The organism is Staphylococcus sp. GDY8P119P, assembly GCF_017892075.1.
Lineage (GTDB): Bacteria > Bacillota > Bacilli > Staphylococcales > Staphylococcaceae > Staphylococcus > Staphylococcus ureilyticus.
Map to the genome: position 1 here is coordinate 1 of NZ_JAESKJ010000014.1, position 21,487 is coordinate 21,487.

17 protein-coding genes and 5 pseudogenes are annotated in these 21,487 nt (G+C 32.3%); 12 read left to right on the plus strand and 10 right to left on the minus strand.

All coding sequences use genetic code 11. From position 1 onward, the window contains the following. Both KA830_RS13755 and KA830_RS12185 read right to left on the minus strand, forming a co-directional pair. Window positions 1-111, minus strand: a pseudogene (locus KA830_RS13755) (protein rep); the annotation flags it as partial. Window positions 112-127: 16 nt separating this feature from the next. Further along, on the minus strand, window positions 128-1,099 hold the full coding sequence (locus tag KA830_RS12185; RefSeq protein WP_210134019.1) for a replication initiator protein A: 972 nt from the start codon (window positions 1,097-1,099) through the stop codon (window positions 128-130). A gap of 418 nt (window positions 1,100-1,517) precedes the next feature. On the opposite strand from KA830_RS12185, the gene KA830_RS12190 reads away from it, so the two are divergent. From KA830_RS12190 to KA830_RS12215, 6 genes are all read left to right on the plus strand, one after another. Beyond that, window positions 1,518-2,252, plus strand: a complete 735-nt coding sequence (locus tag KA830_RS12190; protein ID WP_210134018.1) for a DUF536 domain-containing protein — start codon at window positions 1,518-1,520, stop codon at window positions 2,250-2,252. Between the two features lie 224 nt (window positions 2,253-2,476). Then, complete coding sequence (locus tag KA830_RS12195) at window positions 2,477-5,263, plus strand: type I restriction endonuclease subunit R (protein WP_210134017.1); 2,787 nt, start codon at window positions 2,477-2,479, stop codon at window positions 5,261-5,263. 97 nt (window positions 5,264-5,360) lie between these two features. Next, window positions 5,361-5,936, plus strand: coding sequence for a restriction endonuclease subunit S (locus tag KA830_RS12200; RefSeq protein ID WP_210134016.1), 576 nt, complete (start codon window positions 5,361-5,363; stop codon window positions 5,934-5,936). Further along, window positions 5,937-7,493, plus strand: coding sequence for a type I restriction-modification system subunit M (locus tag KA830_RS12205; protein ID WP_210134015.1), 1,557 nt, complete (start codon window positions 5,937-5,939; stop codon window positions 7,491-7,493). Further along, entirely contained in the window at window positions 7,486-8,700 is a 1,215-nt protein-coding gene (locus KA830_RS12210) for a restriction endonuclease subunit S (RefSeq protein WP_210134014.1), read from the plus strand. Before KA830_RS12205 ends, KA830_RS12210 begins: the two co-directional genes overlap by 8 nt. Window positions 8,701-8,757: 57 nt before the next feature. After that, window positions 8,758-9,675 carry a DUF5655 domain-containing protein gene (locus tag KA830_RS12215; RefSeq protein ID WP_065339209.1) on the plus strand — a complete coding sequence of 306 codons (918 nt, stop codon included), beginning with the start codon at window positions 8,758-8,760 and terminating at the stop codon, window positions 9,673-9,675. 107 nt (window positions 9,676-9,782) lie between these two features. Here the strand turns inward: KA830_RS12215 and KA830_RS12220 are convergent, their stop codons facing one another. The 6 genes and pseudogenes from KA830_RS12220 to KA830_RS12240 form a co-directional block, all read right to left on the minus strand. Beyond that, window positions 9,783-12,701, minus strand: a complete 2,919-nt coding sequence (locus KA830_RS12220) for a Tn3 family transposase (RefSeq protein ID WP_001240982.1) — start codon at window positions 12,699-12,701, stop codon at window positions 9,783-9,785. A 3-nt stretch (window positions 12,702-12,704) separates the two neighbouring features. Continuing rightward, entirely contained in the window at window positions 12,705-13,259 is a 555-nt protein-coding gene (locus KA830_RS12225; protein ID WP_000576156.1) for a recombinase family protein, read from the minus strand. 354 nt (window positions 13,260-13,613) lie between these two features. Then, entirely contained in the window at window positions 13,614-14,351 is a 738-nt protein-coding gene (gene erm(B), locus KA830_RS12230; RefSeq protein ID WP_002292226.1) for a 23S rRNA (adenine(2058)-N(6))-methyltransferase Erm(B), read from the minus strand. A gap of 124 nt (window positions 14,352-14,475) precedes the next feature. Next, entirely contained in the window at window positions 14,476-14,559 is an 84-nt protein-coding gene (locus tag KA830_RS12235) for a 23S rRNA methyltransferase attenuation leader peptide (RefSeq protein ID WP_001814874.1), read from the minus strand. 48 nt (window positions 14,560-14,607) lie between these two features. Then, window positions 14,608-14,691 (minus strand): annotated as a pseudogene (locus KA830_RS13840) (MLS leader peptide); the annotation flags it as partial. Window positions 14,692-14,938: 247 nt separating this feature from the next. Then, window positions 14,939-15,274: a replication initiator protein A gene (locus KA830_RS12240; protein WP_245337222.1), complete on the minus strand. Its 336-nt coding sequence runs from the start codon at window positions 15,272-15,274 to the stop codon at window positions 14,939-14,941. On the opposite strand from KA830_RS12240, the pseudogene KA830_RS12245 reads away from it, so the two are divergent. The 6 genes and pseudogenes from KA830_RS12245 to KA830_RS12270 all read left to right on the plus strand — a co-directional run. After that, window positions 15,245-15,445: pseudogene (locus KA830_RS12245) on the plus strand (hypothetical protein); the annotation flags it as partial. The gene KA830_RS12240 and the pseudogene KA830_RS12245 sit on opposite strands and share 30 nt — an antisense overlap. Before the next feature lie 222 nt (window positions 15,446-15,667). Further along, window positions 15,668-16,315, plus strand: a pseudogene (locus tag KA830_RS12250) (conjugal transfer protein); the annotation flags it as partial. Between the two features lie 274 nt (window positions 16,316-16,589). Further along, on the plus strand, window positions 16,590-16,676 hold the full coding sequence (locus KA830_RS12255; protein WP_011058339.1) for a tetracycline resistance determinant leader peptide: 87 nt from the start codon (window positions 16,590-16,592) through the stop codon (window positions 16,674-16,676). A gap of 15 nt (window positions 16,677-16,691) precedes the next feature. Beyond that, window positions 16,692-18,611, plus strand: coding sequence for a tetracycline resistance ribosomal protection protein Tet(M) (tet(M), locus tag KA830_RS12260; RefSeq protein WP_194378975.1), 1,920 nt, complete (start codon window positions 16,692-16,694; stop codon window positions 18,609-18,611). 680 nt (window positions 18,612-19,291) lie between these two features. Beyond that, on the plus strand, window positions 19,292-19,618 hold the full coding sequence (locus KA830_RS12265; RefSeq protein WP_194378976.1) for a hypothetical protein: 327 nt from the start codon (window positions 19,292-19,294) through the stop codon (window positions 19,616-19,618). A 70-nt stretch (window positions 19,619-19,688) separates the two neighbouring features. Beyond that, window positions 19,689-20,072 (plus strand): hypothetical protein, encoded by a 384-nt coding sequence (locus tag KA830_RS12270; RefSeq protein ID WP_194378978.1) that lies wholly within the window; start codon window positions 19,689-19,691, stop codon window positions 20,070-20,072. A 377-nt stretch (window positions 20,073-20,449) separates the two neighbouring features. Here the strand turns inward: KA830_RS12270 and KA830_RS12275 are convergent. Continuing rightward, window positions 20,450-20,611 (minus strand): annotated as a pseudogene (locus tag KA830_RS12275) (Mu transposase C-terminal domain-containing protein); the annotation flags it as partial. Beyond that, window positions 20,583-21,176 (minus strand): recombinase family protein, encoded by a 594-nt coding sequence (locus KA830_RS12280; RefSeq protein WP_210134011.1) that lies wholly within the window; start codon window positions 21,174-21,176, stop codon window positions 20,583-20,585. The gene KA830_RS12280 and the pseudogene KA830_RS12275, both read right to left, overlap by 29 nt. Window positions 21,177-21,487 lie beyond the last annotated feature (311 nt).

Here is a 21,487-nt window from a genome sequence, read left to right on the forward strand (position 1 = left end):
TTTTCGGTATAAACCTTTTTCCAAGTCATTCACGATTTCTTGATTTCTTTCATCATCATCAGTTAAAAAATCAGATGACTTAACCGAATATTTAGAGTTTTCTTTGATTGCTGTAAAATCATTTGAATTATTCGTTAAAGATATTGTACTTAGTCATGTTTTGACGGCGCAGATACAGTGCATGTATTTCTTCAAGTTCAGCTTTAATCGATTGCATCAAATAACCCTGCATAGCTTCAACCGTTTCATTTTTCTGTAGCAACATCGCTTTAAATCGTTTTAAGACACTGACAAGTTCGAACTCCACGTCTTCTAAACGGTAATATGTATCATGAGCATTATTAAATGATTTTTTTCCTTTAAGTAAAACACTTTTAATAATACGAATTTCTCTAATTTCAAAATTACTTAAGTAATCTTTGATTTGTTGTGGCAATTCTTCAAGCACTTGGAATTTTAAGGCATCATTATTAAATTCAGTTTGTTGATGATTTGTATGATTCGAATGAGCGTTTTCAGAAATATTGTTAGATGTATCATTCAAATCATTCGTATCATTGTTCTCAGTCTCTATATAATTAGTATTACTAAATTCAGTATCATTAGGGTCTAAGTTTTGGGATTCTGGAGTCCCATCATTTGGGATTCTGGAGTCCCATTGTTTGGGATTCTGGAGTCCCATTATTTGGGAGTCCTTGATATCACTCGATTCGTCATCGTTCGAAGTACTATTTTGTATTTCTTTTTCAATAGTTATATTCGTTTCTATTTCATGAAGATATAGTTTGTTCGGTCGATTAAACCCGGTTTTAACTTGTTCCAGTAAACCAACCTCTTGTAACTCTTTTTTTATTTTAGTTATTGTATTTTTACTTTTATCTAACACTTCTTGAAGATTTTCATTAGTAAAAATAAAGTATATATCTCCATTTTGATCTATCCAATTATTTTTAATAGATAAACTAACTCTATCATTAAGAATTGCATAGGTAACTTTAGCACTATCACTTAGCTTTTTATATTTTTCGTTGATAAATAAAACTTTATGTAGCATATAGAAATTTTGATTGGCTTGATTTTTTATATTTTTTCTAGGCATAATAAAAACCCCTTTCCTATTAAAGTTTTGGATAGAGGTAATAAAACATTACAAGAACACATAAATTTTCTGCTTGCACTTTGATGATATAGTTGTATATAATACAGATATCAAAAGATTTATAAACGTGCTGCAACGTTTTATCACCAAACCCCGACTATTACCAGTAGTTGGGGTTTTGTCATGTTAAGGTTATTATATCACTTTGAACAACCTTATAAAAGGGAAAATACAGACTTATCAAAGGTTTATAAACCCTTTATAAACCTTTGATAAAAACCATCAACCCTTTATGAACCTTTGATGAAACGATTGACGGGAACCGTGTTTTAATATTGTAATTACTTTATTACCAAGCTTTATGAGTTTATACTGTTTTATAAAGGGTTGATAAACATTTTATAAAAGGGTTGATGATATGAGAAGCGTGAAAGCTTTGAGTGAAGAATTAGAAGTTAGTAAGCAAACAATTTTTAATAATATTAAAAGATTGAATATAGAAACAATAAAACAGGAAAACACTTCGTTTATTAAAGAAGATAGCGACATAGAAAAAATAGTTCAAAGAGTAAATAAAAATAAGAAGAAATATGGATTTGAAAATGTTGCTGAAAGTAAACAAAAAAAAGACCCAGATAATATTGACGTTGAATCTAAAACTGATGCTCAAATAGTGGAGATTCTTAAAAACCAGATTGATACTTTGAATAATCAAATTGAAAAGCAAGAAAGTCGTCATGAAACAACAATTGAATTTTACAGAAAAGAGTTGCAAGAAAGGTCGAAATTGCTTGAAAATCAACAAGTATTAGCATTAGAAAGTAATAAAAAGATTAAAAAATTAGAAGATCAATTAGAGGAAGAAAGACGACTTAATTATTCTTTTGATACGTCTGTTAATGAGAGACAAAGTGTTAATGTACAAGAAGCAACATTTACTGGAGAGTCTAAAGATACTGATCAACAACAAGAATGGGAACAGCCTACAGAGGTGCAGCATAAAGATATACCTGAAGAGAAAGAGAATGAAAACCTCAATGAAGAACCATCCACAATAGACGATAAACAATTCGTAGAAATAGATAGTGAATACGAAGATAAGGAAGAAAAACCACCTAAAAAAGGTTTCTGGAGTCGGTTGTTTGGTAATTAACACAATAAAAAGCGCTACAAGCTCATGAACTTGTAGTGCTTTTTTATGCTAGAACTTCTGATAATCATCGATTATGTAAATGGTTGGTATAAGATAAATAATTATATATATATCATAAAATATAATAGCAATTATAGTGTTGAGCATCATTACTCATCATATATAAGCTTTCTTATATGTTATTATTTAGTTATATTAAAGATTGATAGGGTGGAGCGATTAAATTGGGATACCAAAGTGAATATGATTTAGAAGAAAATGTAGTTAAACAGCTACAAGATTTGGGGTATGAGCGTGTATCATTGCGTAACGAAACACAATTAAAAGAGAATTTCAGACGTATTTTAAATGAACGAAATGCAGATAAATTAGAGGGTACGCCTATATCAGATAGTGAGTTTAAACGTATCATGATTGATATCAGTGATAAAAGCGTATTTGAAAGTGCTCAAATATTAAGAGATAAATATGTACTAGAACGTGACGATGAAACAAAAGTTTATCTTAGCTTAATGAATATAAAAAAGTGGTGTCAAAATACATTTCAAGTCACAAATCAGGTGAGCGTGAATGATACACACAAAAGTCGTTATGATGTAACTGTTTTAATTAATGGATTACCTTTGGTTCAAATTGAACTTAAACGTAGTGGTGTTGCGATTACAGAAGCTTTTAATCAAATTGAACGCTATCGTCGTCAAAACTATACGGGGCTATTTAGATTCATACAAATGTTTGTAGTGAGTAATAAAATGGAAACGCGCTACTACGCGAATAGCGATCAAAAAATCATGAAAAGTCATATGTTTTATTGGAGCGATGAAAAAAATGATCGCATTAATGTGCTTAAAGATTTTATTGAATCCTTTTTAGAACCTTGCCATATTGCTAAAATGATTAGCCGTTATATGATTATTAATGAAACAGATAAAATATTAATGGCTTTAAGACCGTATCAAGTCTATGCTGTAGAGGCTTTGTTAAATCGAGCTATAGAAACAAATAACAATGGTTATATTTGGCATACAACAGGGAGTGGTAAAACCCTCACATCGTTTAAAGCAAGTCAAATCTTAGCGCAAGAACCAGATATTAAGAAAGTTATATTTTTAGTCGATCGTAAAGACCTAGATGGTCAAACTTTAGGGGAATTTAATAAGTTTGAGTCAGATTCTGTTGATAGGACATTCAATACTAAAAAGTTACTCAAACAAATGGATGATCCTACACGGAAACTAATTATTACGACGATTCAAAAAATGGATAATGCGATTAAATCAGGACATCCAGTAATGGAACGTTATAAAGAAGATAAAGTCGTTTTTATTATTGACGAATGCCATCGAACACAATTTGGTTCAATGCACCGTATCATCAGACAACATTTCGGAAACGCCCAATACTTTGGTTTTACGGGAACACCTAGATTTGAAGAGAATGCGAGTCAAGATGGGCGCGCGACTGCGGATATTTTTGGAGAATGTCTACACCATTATCTAATCAAAGATGCGATTAGAGATGGTAACGTGCTAGGTTTTTCTGTTGAATATATGAATACGTTTGACCGTAGTGAAAAAATTATCGAAGATGGTTATGTTAATAAAATTAATGAAGCTGAAATATGGATGGCAGACGAACGTGTTCAAAAAGTAGCAGAACATATTATTACGAATCATAATAAAAAAACACGTGATCAAATGTACACAGGTATGTTGACCGTTCAAAGTATTCCAATGGCAATTCAATATTATCGTGTTTTCCAAAAATTGAAGAAACAAGGTGTACATAATTTTAATGTCACGACAATATTCAGTTATCAAGATAATGAAGCCATAGAGGATACGATGGATGAACAAACAAGAAGAGATATATTAGAAGGTATCATTCAAACGTATAATGAGACCTTTGATAAAAATTTCTCAACGGATACGTTTGATGGTTACTTCAATGATGTATCAAACCGTGTCAAAAAAGGATTACCCGATCAAAAATTAGATATTCTTATCGTTGTCGATATGTTCTTAACAGGCTTTGATAGTAAAAAATTGAATACGTTATATGTTGATCGTAATTTACAGCATCATACGCTTATTCAAGCCTACTCACGTACCAATCGTGTGGAAGAGCCAACGAAACCCTATGGAAACATTGTTGCTTATAGAAACTTAAAAGAAAAAACGGATGAGGCTATTGAGCTTTTCTCTAAAACAGACAATACAGATACGGTATTGAGCTTATCGTTCCAAGCGTACTTAACGAAATTTAAACAGGCTCTGATTGAACTATTTGAATTAGCTGAAACACCTCAAGCCGTAGACCAATTAGAAAGAGAAGAAGATCAGCGTGACTTTGTTATTGCATATCGCGAGTTAGCCAAGCATATGCAAAAGTTAAAAACGTTTGATGAATTTGTATTTGATAAGGAAACGTTAGGTATTGATGAACAAACATATGAAGATTATAAAGGTAAATATTTAGATATCTATGATAAAGTGATGCGACCTGATAAAGAAACTGTAGAGGGAGAATCTATATTAGACAATATTGATTTTAATATTGAGATTTTACGAAATGATTTGATTAATGTTCAGTATATTTTAGATTTATTAAATCAAATTGATTTAAGTGATACAGAACAACAAGAAAAAGATATTAAAGAGATTCGTAAAGTGCTTGATAAAGCTGATGATGACCAATTGAGATTGAAATCCGATTTAATTCGAACATTCCTAGATAAAGTCGTACCGAACTTAAATGAAGGTGATTCAATTGATGATGCTTATTATAATTATGAATCTAAAGTGAAGGTCGGAGAGCTGGAACAATTTTCTGAGGAAACCGATTATCCGTTAGAATTATTGAAATCGTTAGTTAAGGAATTTGAATTTAGTGGTCATTTAAATAATAACTTAATTGAAGAAGGCGTTTCGGGCGGTCTTTTAATACGTACTAAAAAAATAAAGCGTGTTAAATCATTTATCAAAGATATGGTTAAAAAATATAGTGTTTAATGTAAGGCAAGTGTAGTTTTTTAAAACTACACTTGCTTTTATTTTAAAGTCATGCTATATTTGTTTTGTAGAAAAACATAACTACAGGAGGTTGGGTATGTTAAAAGATTATGTTAATTATCAAAGTGGCACATTAATACAGCGCTTAGAAGTTGATGAGAGCGACCTGGGGCATCGTTATATGGTATACGATCAAAATATGTTAGATATAGATTTAGGGTTAACCATAGATGATACATATCAACCTAGAGTCATCAAATTAAAAGATACATCAAGAGCAACCGTTGTACGTAAAGATGATATTGTCATAAGTATGATGACAGGTCAGTGTACCTTAGTGAGCGCAAGACACGACGGTTCAATTTTACCTTATAACTATACAAAAATAGAAGTTACTTCAGACTTATTGGAACCTGCTTTTTTAGTCTATTGGTTTCAACTAGCACCAGAGGTACAATCACAATATAAGCAATATATGCAAGGTGGCTCAACAATAAAAAAACTAACCCATCAACAGTTAAAATCTCTCTATATTACCTTACCTTCCATTGAACGACAACAGTTGATTGGGCAAATTGGTATTAAAGAAAAACAATTAAACATATTAAAACAAAGACAAAGTCGGTTAAAAAAGCAATTCTTATCCAACATTTTATTCAAGGAGGACAATTAAATGTCTATTACGGAAAAACAACGCCAACAACAAGCTGAATTACAAAAAAATCTATGGTCTATCGCTGATGACTTACGGGGCAATATGGATGCCAACGAGTTTAAAAACTATATCTTAGGTATGATTTTTTATCGTTTCTTAAGTGAAAAAATTGAAGAACAAGCACAAATACTCTTAGCTGAAGACAATATAGATTATGAAACGGCGATGGCAGATGAAGATTATAGACCCGTCTTAGAACAAGAATTTATTTCACGTATCGGTTATGTGATTGAACCCCAATATCTATTTAGTCACTTAGTTAAAAAAATTGAGAAACAAGTTTTTGAAATGGAAGACCTGAGTAATGCCATTAAAAACATAGAAAATTCTACACGGGGTCATGATAGTGAAGATGACTTTATTCACTTATTTGATGATTTAGACCTTAATTCTTCACGTTTGGGCAACTCTAATGCTGCACGTACAAAATTGATTTCAAAAGTAATGATGAAGATATCTACATTACCTTTTGTTCATAGTGATATGGAGATTGATATGTTAGGTGATGCTTATGAGTACTTAATTGGTCAATTCGCAGCAAGTTCAGGTAAAAAAGCTGGAGAATTCTATACACCGCAACAAGTTTCAACAATTTTAGCTAAAATTGTAACCGCCAATAAGAAAGATATTAAGAGCGTTTATGACCCTACATGTGGTTCAGGTTCATTACTCCTTCGTGTTGGGCGTGAAGCTAATGTACGTCAATATTATGGTCAAGAGTACAATAGTACAACGTATAACTTAGCTCGTATGAACATGTTGTTACATGATGTTAACTATGCGAATTTTAAGATTGAAAATGGAGATACGATAGAAGATCCGGCTATTTCAGACGAACGTTTTGAAGCTGTGGTTGCAAATCCACCTTATAGTGCGAAATGGAGTTCTGATCCACAATTCTTAGAAGATCCACGCTTTAGTAATTATGGTAAATTAGCACCTAAATCAAAAGCAGATTTTGCATTTATACAACATATGATTTATCACCTAGATGATAATGGGACAATGGCTGTCGTTTTACCACATGGTGTATTATTCCGTGGTGCAGCTGAAGGTGTCATTCGCGAATACTTAATTAAAGAGAAAAATTATTTAGACGCAATTATTGGATTACCGTCCAACTTATTCTTCGGTACATCGATACCAACAAGTATACTTGTCTTTAAAAAGTGTCGTGAAGATGATGAAAATGTGTTGTTTATTGATGCATCGCAATCATTTGAAAAAGGAAAAAATCAAAATCATTTAACAACCGAAGATGTTGAAAAAATCGTTGAAACATATAAAAACCGAGAAACAATAGATAAATATAGTTATGCGGCAAGTTTAGAAGAAATTGCAGAAAATGATTATAACCTTAATATTCCAAGATATGTCGATACATTTGAAGAAGAAGAACCTATTGATTTAGAACGAGTTCAAAAAGATTTAAATCAAATTGACGATGAAATTGTCGAAGTAGAACAAGAAATTAATAGTTACCTTAAAGAATTAGGAGTGTTAAAACATGACTAATGAAATTAAGAATGTACCTGAATTGAGGTTCCCAGAGTTTAAAGAAGGGTGGAGCAAATTAAAATTAGGAGAATTAGCAGAAATTGTTAGAGGTTCATCTCCGAGACCAATAAGCGACCCTAGATGGTTTGACATTAATTCTGATATAGGATGGCTTAGAATTTCAGATGTAACTGAACAAAACGGAAAAATTACAAAATTAGAACAAAAAATATCTAAAGATGGCCAAAAAAAGACTAGAGTTTTGCATAGTAAACATCTATTACTAAGTATTGCGGCATCTGTAGGTAAACCTGTTATTAATTATGTTAAAACTGGAGTACACGATGGTTTTTTAATTTTTCTTAAACCATTATTTGACATTGAGTTTATGTATCAATGGCTTGACGCGTATAGACCTAAATGGAAAAAATATGGGCAACCAGGCAGTCAAGTGAATTTAAATTCCGAATTAGTGAAGTCTCAAAAAATATATATGCCTCATTCTGTAGAACAAAAAAAAATCAGTGATTTTTTTAGCAAACTTGACCGTCAAATTGAATTAGAGGAACAAAAGTTAGCGAAATTAGAAGAACAGAAAAAGGGATATATGCAAAAGATTTTTTCTCAAGAGTTAAGATTTAGAGATGACAATGGAAATGATTATCCTAATTGGGAAAATGAAAAATTAGGTGATTTAATAAATGAAGTAAATGAAAGAACAACATCTAATAATCAATATGTGTTACTTTCTTCTACTAAAAATGGTTTATTATCTCAAGAAGAGTATTTCAAAAAGCAGATTGGTAGTAAAGATAGTACAGGATATAAAATTTTACGGTTGAACCAATTAGTATTAAGTCCTCAAAACTTATGGTTAGGAAATATTAATTTTAACCAACGTTTTGATATAGGTATAGTTTCACCGTCTTATAGAATATATAATTTAAGTCATCAATTTGATATTAATTTTGCAAAAGATTTATTAAAAACTCCTCGATATATTTATGAATATGCACAAGCTTCTGAACAAGGAGCAAGTATCGTTAGACGTAATTTAAATTTAGAGTTGTTTTATTCTATAAAAATTTCTCTACCAAGTATTGAGGAACAAAGAAAAATAGGAGTATTCTTAAATAAATTAGATAAGTTAATAAGAAAACAATACAATAAAATTGAGGTATTAAAACAACGAAAAAATGGTTTACTACAGAGAATGTTTATCTAATACTGATAAAGTCCTATTATGTTAACTATATGTTTTATTAAATAAAGGGGAGTATACATGGGAGATGTAAAATTATTTAAACTGAATAACGAAATAGCATATGAATTATATGGAGAATCAATGGCTATAGAAAAATCTCTTCAAACCGTAATAGAAAATAATTCTGAAAATCTATTGGGCATTTCGTTCCTCGCATCTGAGTATTCTACAGGTAAAAAACATGCTGGAAGAATCGATACCTTAGGTATTGATGAGAATTATTCTCCTGTTATTTTAGAATATAAAAGAGCAACAAATGAAAATGTAATTAATCAAGGCCTTTTTTATTTAGATTGGTTAATGGATCATAAAGCAGAATTTGAATTACTTGTGATGAAAAAGTTAAATACGAATTATGCTGACAAAATCGATTGGCAAACACCTAGATTATTATGTATAGCAGGCGGATTCACAAAATATGATGCACATGCCGTACAGCAAATAAATAGAAATATTGAATTATATAGATATAAACAATTTGAAGAAAACCTATTTATGTTAGATTTAGTAAACGCTTCAACTTTACATAAAGAAAAAACAATTATAAATAAAAAAACAAACCCTGATTTTGATAAGGATACTTCAATTATTTCCGAAAATATTAATAAAGCAAATCAGCAAATTAATGATTTATATAATGAAATATATAATTATCTTTTAGCTTTAAGTGACGATGTCCAAGTTAAAGAGTTAAAATTTTATATTGCATTTAAAAGAATTAAAAATTTCGCGTGTATAGAAGTATTACCTTTTCAAAATAAAATACTTCTTTATATAAAAGTTAATTTAGATTGCGTGAAATTAGAAAAAGGCTTCACTCGTGATGTAACTAATATTGGTCATTATGGAACTGGAAATTTATCTATTACTATAAAAGATAATAATGATTTTGAAAAAGCAAAACCTTATATCTTAGAAAGCTATAATAATAATTAATTACTAAAAACCTTCATTAGTGAAACAGGTATTAGGGGTCCCGAGCGCTTAGTGGGAATTTGTATCGATAAGGGGTACAAATTCCCACTAAACCAATGTTTCAAGGCCTATTTATTTTTTATATTCAATTCTCTTAAGTGTTTAGGAATAGATAACAAGTCAAATTTATACTCTCCAAGAAAAGTGATATGCTCCCAATTAATAGGAGATACATGCTTCATATACTTAGTTACTTCGGGATCTATTTTGACGAGATAATTATAAGCTGCTTGTAAGTAGACGGCGTTCCATATACTTATTGCATTTATTAACACATTAAGCGCACTAGCACTTTGAAGTTGTCGGCGAATATCGCGCTCCATAAATTTTCCGCGTCGCCCAAAAAATAGTTCTCTAGCTAAAGCATTAATCGCTTCTGTCTTATTTAGTCCATGAGTGATCCTTCGCCGTAGCTCACTATCTGTAATATAATCTATCATAAAAATGCTCTTTTCAATGCGACCTAGTTCTCTCAGTGCAAGAGCTACTCTATTCTTACGTGCGTATGAGCCTAGCTTTCCTAATAGTAAAGAACTAGATACTTTTCCTGTTTGAATCGAATAGGCGATTCGTTTAATTTCATCATAGTTTTCTTCAATAATTTTTACATTGATTTTTCCGCTTATATCTTCTGATAAGTTAGGGTAGTAGGAAGGTGATTTGATAGAAAATAATTGTGATTTTTTTATATTTCTGATGCGAGGTTCAAAATCAAAGCCTAGTAATGCGGTCATTCCAAACACCTGATCAGAATACCCATTTGTATCAGTAAAATGTTCCTCAATATCTAGATCTGTTTCATGATAAAGTAGGCCATCAAGGGTATGAGTAGCTTCCCTTGTATTAGTTGAAGCAACCTCGATATGATGAGTCGTATGCCTATCATTTATTGATCGAATCATTGTAGCTCCTTTTTCCATACTTTTGTAATGTGGATTAACATCGGATTTTAGAGCTGAGACGCCCACTGGGACGCGCATTCCGTCTGAAGCAGTGGTTTTTCCTTCACCCCAAAAGTCTGCAACAGGAAGCTTTAACTGATAATTAACCAAAACAGATTGAGCACGAGTCAGAGCTTCTTTATAAAAGCGCCATTGTTTGGCATTGGCTAACTGAGAATAAGAAATTCCAGGAGTTGATTGGGCCATTTTTTCAAGACCAATATTCATCCCTAAACCCAGCAAAGCAGCAAAAATAATTTTTCTTTCTTGTTCACTCGGCGGTTTCCCTGTAGAATCATGACTAAATTCTTGTGAAAAGTTGGTCCAACTGTCCACCTCAATTAAAAGATCACTAAGCCTTATCTTAGGAATTATTGAATAAAGTTTTTTTCTATATATTTCTGCTTCGCTAGGTGTAACTTTTTCCAACTTTTTAAGGTTTGCTCTTGAAATTCTCTTATCAACTGTCGAATAAAATTGAAGCTGTAAATCTAAAATTATTTCCCGATCCTTTAAATAGTCCTCAAACGTGTCTGGAATAGTTTCTGAATCAATACAAGCAGATAAATCAACTAAGTAATCATCAATATTTCGATGGATCATACTTCCTTCAACTGAAATATCTCCTGATCGAATATTGTTCTTTAGCTCGGTGAAAGCTACTAACTCATAGTAAGACCGATCTATTTTCCCCTCTTCTGGCCGAACAAGGCTTTTCCATTTTTTACTCACAAAATCAGTAGAAGTATCTGCCGGTATTTTTCTTTTACCACTATTGTGTAAATCAGTTAGTTGAGTTAGGGCCATGAGGACTGGATTTGCTGCCGGAGTTGCTTTGAACGAAAGGGTCCTCAATAACATTGGCGTGTATCTTCGGAGGTAATTAGCTTTATTTCGAACCATTTCTAAATAGCCATGATTTTTATTACCTGTAATTTTTTTAGCTTCTTCTCCATCTTGTACTAAATCTTCCCAAGGCATGATTCGTTCAATTTCGTCAAAAGGATTACTATCATTATCTTTTGCAAAGTGAAGAGCATCAATTAAAGAAGCATAATGTTCCAATTTTTTAGTAGCCAATTTTCCTTTTTCTTTTAACTGTTCTTGTGAATCACGTGTCCCTTTGCGTTTAATACTTGCTAAAATGCGGTCATTAATCTCAATCAGTTGATCGATCAGATATTGATGATGATTGACTAAAAAAGCAATAAGTAAAGAGTATCTTTTTTCAAGCTCAAAACGGGAGAAGTCATATGCATCATAATTTTCCCCTAGTCTAGCTAGCTGAAGAAACCTGTTCCGATTAATATGGGAGACATTAATTGTCCCGAGTCCCATGGAAGCAATCACTTCCACTTTTTTACAAATACTCATAAAGCTTTCTGGATTTGCCTTACCTGGAATGTCTTTTAGCCAAGCGAGTTTAGTTATTTTCGTCTCTTCATAAATTTGAAACAAACTCTCTAGTTTTTCAATTTGTATATCTGTTAATGAACAGAGCAATATTGAAAATAAGTTGTTTTCTGCTTTATCTCGACAGCGGCTTATAATGTCTTCAAGTGTAGCTATAGATGGAAAAATAATTCTTTTTCGAGTTAAGAAATCAATTGTTTTTTTCATTAGATAGATAGAGTCATCATTTTCTAAAGCTAGTTCAATTAAATATTCTATTAACTGTTTTTGTGTATTAGCACTACCGAATCGATGATAGTTGAATACTTCTAAGATCTCGTTGAAGTGATTTGCACGTGTATTTCTATGATCATATGAATTTAAATCAATTGCATCAAGATGGAGCTGTCGACTCACATAAGAAGTTAGTCTGGTTGATTTAATCGGCCAATTACTTAAAGAACACCCAGGATACCGGGCCAAACAAAGTTGTATCGCAAATCCTAGTTTATTGACCTTTCCACGGTGTTGATTAATAACCTCCAGATCATAATCAGAAAAACTAAAATACGCTTTAAAATCCTCTTCTGATAAGTGGTCTACAGAAAGAAGTTGTTCACGCTGTGAAGTAGTTAAAATTCTTTTCATAGCCATATCTTAAGCATTCCTTTTATTGAGGTAACGGTAAAAGGTTGTTTTGCTTAATTTAGAGGCATCAAGAATTTGACGAATAGAATACTCTTTGCTGTCATACATTTTTAAAGCTAAATCAATTGATAGCTTACCTTTACTTGGACGGCCCCCTTTTTTTCCTCGGACTCTGGCTGCCTTAAGACCAGAGTTAGTTCGTTCAATAATAATATCCCGTTCAAGTTCTGCTAAACTAGCCATAACTCGGAAAAAGAATCTTCCCATAGACGTTGAAGTATCTACGTTATCTTGAATAGATATAAAATTGACACTAAGTTCTTCAAATAATTCAGAAAGTTCAATCAAATGTTTAGTTGATCGTGAAATTCGATCTAACTTGTAAATGACAACAGAATCTCCTTCACGTAGTAGGTTGATCATTTCTTCTAATTGCGGTCGGTCTTTTTTCGCACCAGTTACTTTTTCTTGAAATAATTTATCAATTCCATAATGAGTAAGTGCATCAATTTGTAAACTAAGATTTTGATCATCCGTACTCACTCGAGCATAGCCAAAAATCATAAAAAAACCTCCTTAATTTTATAATTTAAATGTACCATAACTCATTAAGTATAACTATATAGGAACTATGAAAAAGGAACGGATTTTGGTACTTGATTTACTTAAAAAACATTTAGAAAAAGCAGGAAAATGAAATGGTACCATAAACGGTCGTTTATGGTACCATTCAAATTTATCCTTATTGTACAAAATAACAGCGAAATTTTTAAATCTATTCCTTATCGATACAAATTCCCCGTAGGCGCTAGGGACCTCTTTAGCTCCTTGGAAGCTGTCAGTAGTATACCTAATAATTTATCTACATTCCCTTTAGTAACGTGTAACTTTCCAAATTTACAAAAGCGACTCATAGAATTATTTCCTCCCGTTAAATAATAGATAACTATTAAAAATAGACAATACTTGCTCATAAGTAACGGTACTTAAATTGTTTACTTTGGCGTGTTTCATTGCTTGATGAAACTGATTTTTAGTAAACAGTTGACGATATTCTCGATTGACCCATTTTGAAACAAAGTACGTATATAGCTTCCAATATTTATCTGGAACATCTGTGGTATGGCGGGTAAGTTTTATTAAGACACTGTTTACTTTTGGTTTAGGATGAAAGCATTCCGCTGGCAGCTTAAGCAATTGCTGAATCGAGACTTGAGTGTGCAAGAGCAACCCTAGTGTTCGGTGAATATCCAAGGTACGCTTGTAGAATCCTTCTTCAACAATCAGATAGATGTCAGACGCATGGCTTTCAAAAACCACTTTTTTAATAATTTGTGTGCTTAAATGGTAAGGAATACTCCCAACAATTTTATACCTCTGTTTGTTAGGGAATTGAAACTGTAGAATATCTTGGTGAATTAAAGTGACACGAGTATTCAGTTTTAATTTTTCTGACGATAAGTTGAATAGATGACTGTCTAATTCAATAGACGTTACCTGTTTACTTATTTTAGCCAGTTTCGTCGTTAAATGCCCTTTACCTGTTCCAATTTCGTAAACGGTATCGGTTTCTTTTAAATTCAATTGTTTTATTATTTGGTTGAGTACTTTTTCACTCGTTAAAAAGTTTTGAGAATATTTTATATTTTTGTTCATGTAATCACTCCTGAAGTGATTACATCTGTAAATAAATACAGAAGTTAAACGATTTGTTTGTAATTTTAGTTATCTGTTTAAAAAGTCATAAGATTAGTCACTGGTAGGAATTAATCTAACGTATTTATTTATCTGCGTAATCACTGTTTTTAGTCTGTTTCAAAACAGTAGATGTTTTATCTACATTACGCATTTGGAATACCAACATGACGAATCCCTCCTTCTTAATTACAAATTTTTAGCATCTAATTTAACTTCAATTCCTATTATACAAAATTTTAAGATAATGCACTATCAACACACTCTTAAGTTTGCTTCTAAGTCTTATTTCCATAACTTTAGGGTTAACCATACGCAAGACCAATCACTCTCGGACAATACTCATGATTTTAATGATAAAATCCATGTTAAACCCATAGATAAGAAATACACCTGCAATAACCGTTACCTGTTTGTGCCAATTTAAAAATGCACCACTTTTTTATAATTAAAACGGTTGAAAACTGTACCACTAATAACTCACAATAGAGAGATGTCACCGTCAAGTTAAATGTACAAAATAACAGCGAAATTTTTAAATCTATTTCTTATCGATACAAATTTCTCGTAGGCGCTCGGGACCCCTTGGGTAGATTTTTCATTTTTTTTGGATCGAACGCCTGCTTAACTTGGAATAAAAGTCCTGCTTCTTCAAGCTCTTTTTTAATCTTAGATATTTTAGTGTTTCCCCACCCAAATAAATCGTTAAGCTCTTGATTAGTAAAAATAAAGTACACTCTATCTTCATCATCTATCCAATTATTTTGCAATGAATATTCCAAACGATCACGCAAAACCACATAACCTAATTTGGCACTGTCACTTAGTTTTTTATATTTTTCGCCATATAATAATACCTGAATAATTTGATTGAACAAGACCATCGTCCAGTAAAGAGACGCAATAAATTCTATCGAAGTTTACGCACTGCCTCACCCACGATTAAAGGCATGGAAGCCATCCGAGGATTATATAAGAAAACCCGAAAAGAAGGCACTCTCTTCGGGTTTTCGGTCTGTACTGAAATCAAGGTATTATTGGGAATCCCAGCTTAAATTATAGATACCGTAAGGGATTTTATTCTTTATTTAAAACTTTGCAACAGAACCGTCCAAATCTTGTTTTTGGGCTAGTGCAGCGATAATTTCTGTGGTAAGTTCATTCATGGGGAATGCCTCCTGTGATGTTTTCTGTGGTTACTAAATATCATAAGGGAAGGCATTCCCTATTTCTATACAATTTAGAAATCTTTTGTGCGTTTACACAAGATATTTTACGCTCTCCAATCCCAAGAAGCCATTGATAAACGAAATGAGAAATTGACCCATTATTTGACGGAAGAATTGCAGGTATTAAATGAAGAAATGATTCGTAAGGATATTCCTACTAGTTCTAGTGTGAACGATATACAGGTGTGGCAGGTTTCTCAAGTGAATGAGAACACCTTTGAGGTACTGTTTTCTGTTGAACAAGTTATTACCGAAGACAAAGACAAGGAAACTATATCGTCTAGCTTTCATGTGGTTGTCCATATAGATGAATCAGATAATATGGTTATTATCAAAAATCCGACAATGAGTAAGAAACCTCAAAAATCGGACTACCAACCCAAACAGCTAGAAAGTGACCATACAGTAGATACAGAAACGATGGACGAAATCATTAGCTTTTTAGAAACGTTCTTCCAGCTCTATCCTACCGCCACAGAAAAAGAATTGACTTACTATGTAAGTAATCATGTGTTACCTATGATTAACAAGGAATATGTTTTCGAGGAATTGGTGAATCCTATCTTTACCAGAAAAGATAACCAAGTAATCGTGAATGTCGCTGTGAAATATTTAGATCAAGAAACAAAGGCAACCCAAATCTCGCAATTTGAGTTGATATTAGAAAAACAAGATAATTGGAAGATTGTAAAATAACAAATATTGGTACATGATTACAGATACTTTGTAATCATGTACTCTTTTTGATAAAAAATTGGAGATTCCTTTACAAATATGCTCTTACGTGCTATTATTTAAGTGACTATTTAAAAGGAGTTAATAAATATGCGGCAAGGTATTCTTAAATAAACTGTAAATTTGATAGCGGGAACAAATAATTAGATGTCCTTTTTTAGGAGGGCTTAGTTTTTTGTACCCAGTTTAAGAATACCTTTATCATGTGATTCTAAAGTATCCAGAGAATATCTGTATGCTTTGTATACCTATGGTTATGCATAAAAATCCCAGTGATAAAAGTATTTATCACTGGGATTTTTATGCCCTTTTGGGTTTTTGAATGGAGGAAAATCACATGAAAATTATTAATATTGGAGTTTTAGCTCATGTTGATGCAGGAAAAACTACCTTAACAGAAAGCTTATTATATAACAGTGGAGCGATTACAGAATTAGGAAGCGTGGACAAAGGTACAACGAGGACGGATAATACGCTTTTAGAACTTCAGAGAGGAATTACAATTCAGACAGGAATAACCTCTTTTCAGTGGGAAAATACGAAGGTGAACATCATAGACACGCCAGGACATATGGATTTCTTAGCAGAAGTATATCGTTCATTATCAGTTTTAGATGGGGCAATTCTACTGATTTCTGCAAAAGATGGCGTACAAGCACAAACTCGTATATTATTTCATGCACTTAGGAAAATGGGGATTCCCACAATCTTTTTTATCAATAAGATTGACCAAAATGGAATTGATTTATCAACGGTTTATCAGGATATTAAAGAGAAACTTTCTGCCGAAATTGTAATCAAACAGAAGGTAGAACTGTATCCTAATATGTGTGTGACGAACTTTACCGAATCTGAACAATGGGATACGGTAATAGAGGGAAACGATGACCTTTTAGAGAAATATATGTCCGGTAAATCATTAGAAGCATTGGAACTCGAACAAGAGGAAAGCATAAGATTTCATAATTGTTCCCTGTTCCCTGTTTATCACGGAAGTGCAAAAAACAATATAGGGATTGATAACCTTATAGAAGTGATTACGAATAAATTTTATTCATCAACACATCGAGGTCCGTCTGAACTTTGCGGAAATGTTTTCAAAATTGAATATACAAAAAAAAGACAACGTCTTGCATATATACGCCTTTATAGTGGAGTACTACATTTACGAGATTCGGTTAGAGTATCAGAAAAAGAAAAAATAAAAGTTACAGAAATGTATACTTCAATAAATGGTGAATTATGTAAGATTGATAGAGCTTATTCTGGAGAAATTGTTATTTTGCAAAATGAGTTTTTGAAGTTAAATAGTGTTCTTGGAGATACAAAACTATTGCCACAGAGAAAAAAGATTGAAAATCCGCACCCTCTACTACAAACAACTGTTGAACCGAGTAAACCTGAACAGAGAGAAATGTTGCTTGATGCCCTTTTGGAAATCTCAGATAGTGATCCGCTTCTACGATATTACGTGGATTCTACGACACATGAAATTATACTTTCTTTCTTAGGGAAAGTACAAATGGAAGTGATTAGTGCACTGTTGCAAGAAAAGTATCATGTGGAGATAGAACTAAAAGAGCCTACAGTCATTTATATGGAGAGACCGTTAAAAAATGCAGAATATACCATTCACATCGAAGTGCCGCCAAATCCTTTCTGGGCTTCCATTGGTTTATCTGTATCACCGCTTCCGTTGGGAAGTGGAATGCAGTATGAGAGCTCGGTTTCTCTTGGATACTTAAATCAATCATTTCAAAATGCAGTTATGGAAGGGATACGCTATGGTTGCGAACAAGGATTATATGGTTGGAATGTGACGGATTGTAAAATCTGTTTTAAGTATGGCTTATACTATAGCCCTGTTAGTACCCCAGCAGATTTTCGGATGCTTGCTCCTATTGTATTGGAACAAGTCTTAAAAAAAGCTGGAACAGAATTGTTAGAGCCATATCTTAGTTTTAAAATTTATGCGCCACAGGAATATCTTTCACGAGCATACAACGATGCTCCTAAATATTGTGCGAACATCGTAGACACTCAATTGAAAAATAATGAGGTCATTCTTAGTGGAGAAATCCCTGCTCGGTGTATTCAAGAATATCGTAGTGATTTAACTTTCTTTACAAATGGACGTAGTGTTTGTTTAACAGAGTTAAAAGGGTACCATGTTACTACCGGTGAACCTGTTTGCCAGCCCCGTCGTCCAAATAGTCGGATAGATAAAGTAAGATATATGTTCAATAAAATAACTTAGTGCGTTTTATGTTGTTATATAAATATGGTTTCTTATTAAATAAGATGAAATATTGGGAATAATGTCAATACTTTGGAGTGGTTTTTAGATAGCCCCGCGAGGGGCCGGAGCTACCCCGAAAGTTTAATCAAAAAGAATAAACGAGGTCCAGGCAATCATCGCCCGGACCTCGTTTGTTTTCTATAATTTATTTTCGGATTCAATCATGTGAGAATCATAGTTGTCAATTTTCCACTGTAAATAATCACGGGCATCAACAATTTCTTTTACCTTTTTTTTCGTTAAGCGTATTAATTGCTTCGCCTAGAATGTCTTTACAGGCTGGAATGGTAGTCGGGTCGTCTTCGAACACGGCGCTGATGTCAAGATTATGGACAGGCTTTTTTGGCACCGAGAGGTACCGCACTCCGAAAATTTTTCAAAACCCGGATTTCAGCTTAAAACGGCGTGATTTCTGGGTGTTTTTGTAGGTGGAACAGGGCCGAGCCCTACCGGTGAGAGAAAACAGGTGGTATAGATTGTGAACCAGCCGGATTTCACAAGTTGTATCGTGCAACAAATAAGCCTTCACAAGGCGAATTTTTGAAATTCACAAGTGACGGCTTATAAACGGCGTCGTACCGGCTAGTGCCGATAACCGGCATTATGTAAACAAAACAGAAAACTAAGGGGAGTATAATATGAATACGTTGAACACAGTATTACTGCTAATAGGTTTATTTATTTTGATACCTTCAATGATGTATTTATCTATATATCATATGGTTAATGCGATTGTTTTATATCAAAAAAACAAAAGCAAAATCAGTATTGGTACAAATATAGTAGGTGTAAAAGAAATTAAATATAATGTGCCTAAAAGTCTATTACGACTACAAACAAAGTTAAAAGAAAATAAGGTTTTTGCAAACATGGGACTTACTTTTGGATTTCTTATGATTGCTATTCCTATATTATATATATGGTTTGAATATTTAAAAAGTTTTATACCGACGTTAATAAAGTAAATTTAGAAGATAAATAAAAGAAAAAGTAAAGAGATAGATAATGATGAAATTGTCCGATAACCTAAAAAACATGGAGAAGTTTCTGGATTTATTAAAGGAATTAACAAGAGTAGAGTTCACTAATCTATGCGAAAATAGTTCTAAAACACATAATGAAATTTTATATAAAGCTTTTCAAAGGACAAATTCATTCAAAAAAATAAGACGTTTATCTAAGAAATATGAATTATTTGTACCTCATGAAACATATAGATCTACTTTGATACCATTTGTGTTTAAAAAAGTGCTTAGTAATCCCGATATAGATTCATACAAACACGCAATAAGATATTTAGAAGCATATAATAAGGTGATGAATCATATTCATGATGAGTTATCTGCAACGGAAGTAAAGTCATGTTTTGATAACTATACGTACGAATTTTTTAAAAATAATTTAACAAACAACCATTAGAAATTCAATTAAATTATTACTATTGATATAACTTATCACAAAGATTAAAAGGTGGTTATTAGTATGGAAACATTTGTGCAAAATTTAAATGAATTGCAAAATGTAAACTTGAAATATTAATAAGGAGTTGTTTTTATGTTAGAACAGGTTTTAAAAACAATGGGTATTACAGATTTTATGTATTTTCTTCCTATACTTGCTTCAATATGTTACAACATTATTTTTTTTATGGTATTAGTTAAACGATTTAAAAATATTAAACATCACACTACTAAGTGGTACATTATGTGTCACTTTACTTGATATATGAGAATGACTTCACCTAATAAATGAGAAAAGCAACGCACTATATTAAAATGCGTTGCTTTTTCTATTATCGAATACCTATAAAGGGTGCTTAACGCAATCCCTTTACTTTTAGAAATACTTGATAAAGATTGTTCGCCTAGGATAAAAGGTTTTATAATATTGTACTTTTGAGTAGCTTTTTTACGTTTGGCTTCAGAAAAATTAGTTAGATACTTCTCCTTGTTTTTCATCTTCCTTGTCCTCCAATTTATTGAGGTAACGATAAATTGTTGTACGTGAAACATGCCACTGTTCTGCAATTGTCTTAATTGGCGTGCCATTATCATAAAGTGTCTTAAGTAAGTTTAAATCTTTTTGATTTAATTTTTCTGGTCTGCCTCCATATCGGCCTCTAGCACGTGCTGCAATTCGGCCAGCTGAAGAACGCTCTAAAATTAAATTACGTTCAAATTCTGCAAATGCTGCGAATAAATGAAATAATAATTGCCCTGTAGAACTTGATTTATCCATCGTTATATTTTCTTCTAAACTATGGAAACTTACACCTCGTTCGTTAAGCTCATTAACTAATGTGATTAAATCTTCCATATTACGTCCTAGTCTATCTAATCTCCAAACAACAATCGTATCTCCTGACCTCGCAAATTCAATGGCTTTATCTAAACCAGGTCTTTTACTTTTTGAACCACTCATATGGTCGTTAAATATCTTTTCACAACCATATGCATTTAATCGATCCTCCTGTAAATTTAAATTTTGTAATCCAGTTGAAACTCTTGCATAACCTATTTTCAAAATACAAACCCCCTATATACACCTTCAGTGTACCATAACTTAATTACAAGGTCTTTTGTGAACATAGATTTTTTGTTGGGTTTATGAACACATAATCCTATGTAATTCTTACTTATTTAGACATAAAAGAAGAGTGTACAGAAAATGGTTATTTTCTGTACACTACAAAATAAAAAAGTCAAATGGTATATACCCCCATACCGTATATGTTATACTCAAATTGTCTTATTACTATCTTTAAAAATATAAAATTAGGAGGTTTAATTTTGTCGAATAACAAAAAACACCAAAATCATGAGCATCATAGTCAT

Coding starts and splice junctions, on each gene's coding strand:
- KA830_RS12215 (WP_065339209.1), top strand. CDS start 8,758: ATGGGAGATGTAAAATTATTTAAACTGAATAACGAAATAGCATATGAA.
- KA830_RS12210 (WP_210134014.1), top strand. CDS start 7,486: ATGACTAATGAAATTAAGAATGTACCTGAATTGAGGTTCCCAGAGTTT.
- KA830_RS12240 (WP_245337222.1), bottom strand. CDS start 15,274: ATGGTCTTGTTCAATCAAATTATTCAGGTATTATTATATGGCGAAAAA.
- KA830_RS12225 (WP_000576156.1), bottom strand. CDS start 13,259: ATGATTTTTGGCTATGCTCGAGTGAGTACGGATGATCAAAATCTTAGT.
- KA830_RS12205 (WP_210134015.1), top strand. CDS start 5,937: ATGTCTATTACGGAAAAACAACGCCAACAACAAGCTGAATTACAAAAA.
- KA830_RS12200 (WP_210134016.1), top strand. CDS start 5,361: ATGTTAAAAGATTATGTTAATTATCAAAGTGGCACATTAATACAGCGC.
- KA830_RS12220 (WP_001240982.1), bottom strand. CDS start 12,701: ATGGCTATGAAAAGAATTTTAACTACTTCACAGCGTGAACAACTTCTT.
- KA830_RS12235 (WP_001814874.1), bottom strand. CDS start 14,559: ATGTTGGTATTCCAAATGCGTAATGTAGATAAAACATCTACTGTTTTG.
- KA830_RS12270 (WP_194378978.1), top strand. CDS start 19,689: ATGGAGAAGTTTCTGGATTTATTAAAGGAATTAACAAGAGTAGAGTTC.
- KA830_RS12255 (WP_011058339.1), top strand. CDS start 16,590: ATGCTTTGTATACCTATGGTTATGCATAAAAATCCCAGTGATAAAAGT.
- KA830_RS12190 (WP_210134018.1), top strand. CDS start 1,518: ATGAGAAGCGTGAAAGCTTTGAGTGAAGAATTAGAAGTTAGTAAGCAA.
- KA830_RS12185 (WP_210134019.1), bottom strand. CDS start 1,099: ATGCCTAGAAAAAATATAAAAAATCAAGCCAATCAAAATTTCTATATG.
- KA830_RS12265 (WP_194378976.1), top strand. CDS start 19,292: ATGAATACGTTGAACACAGTATTACTGCTAATAGGTTTATTTATTTTG.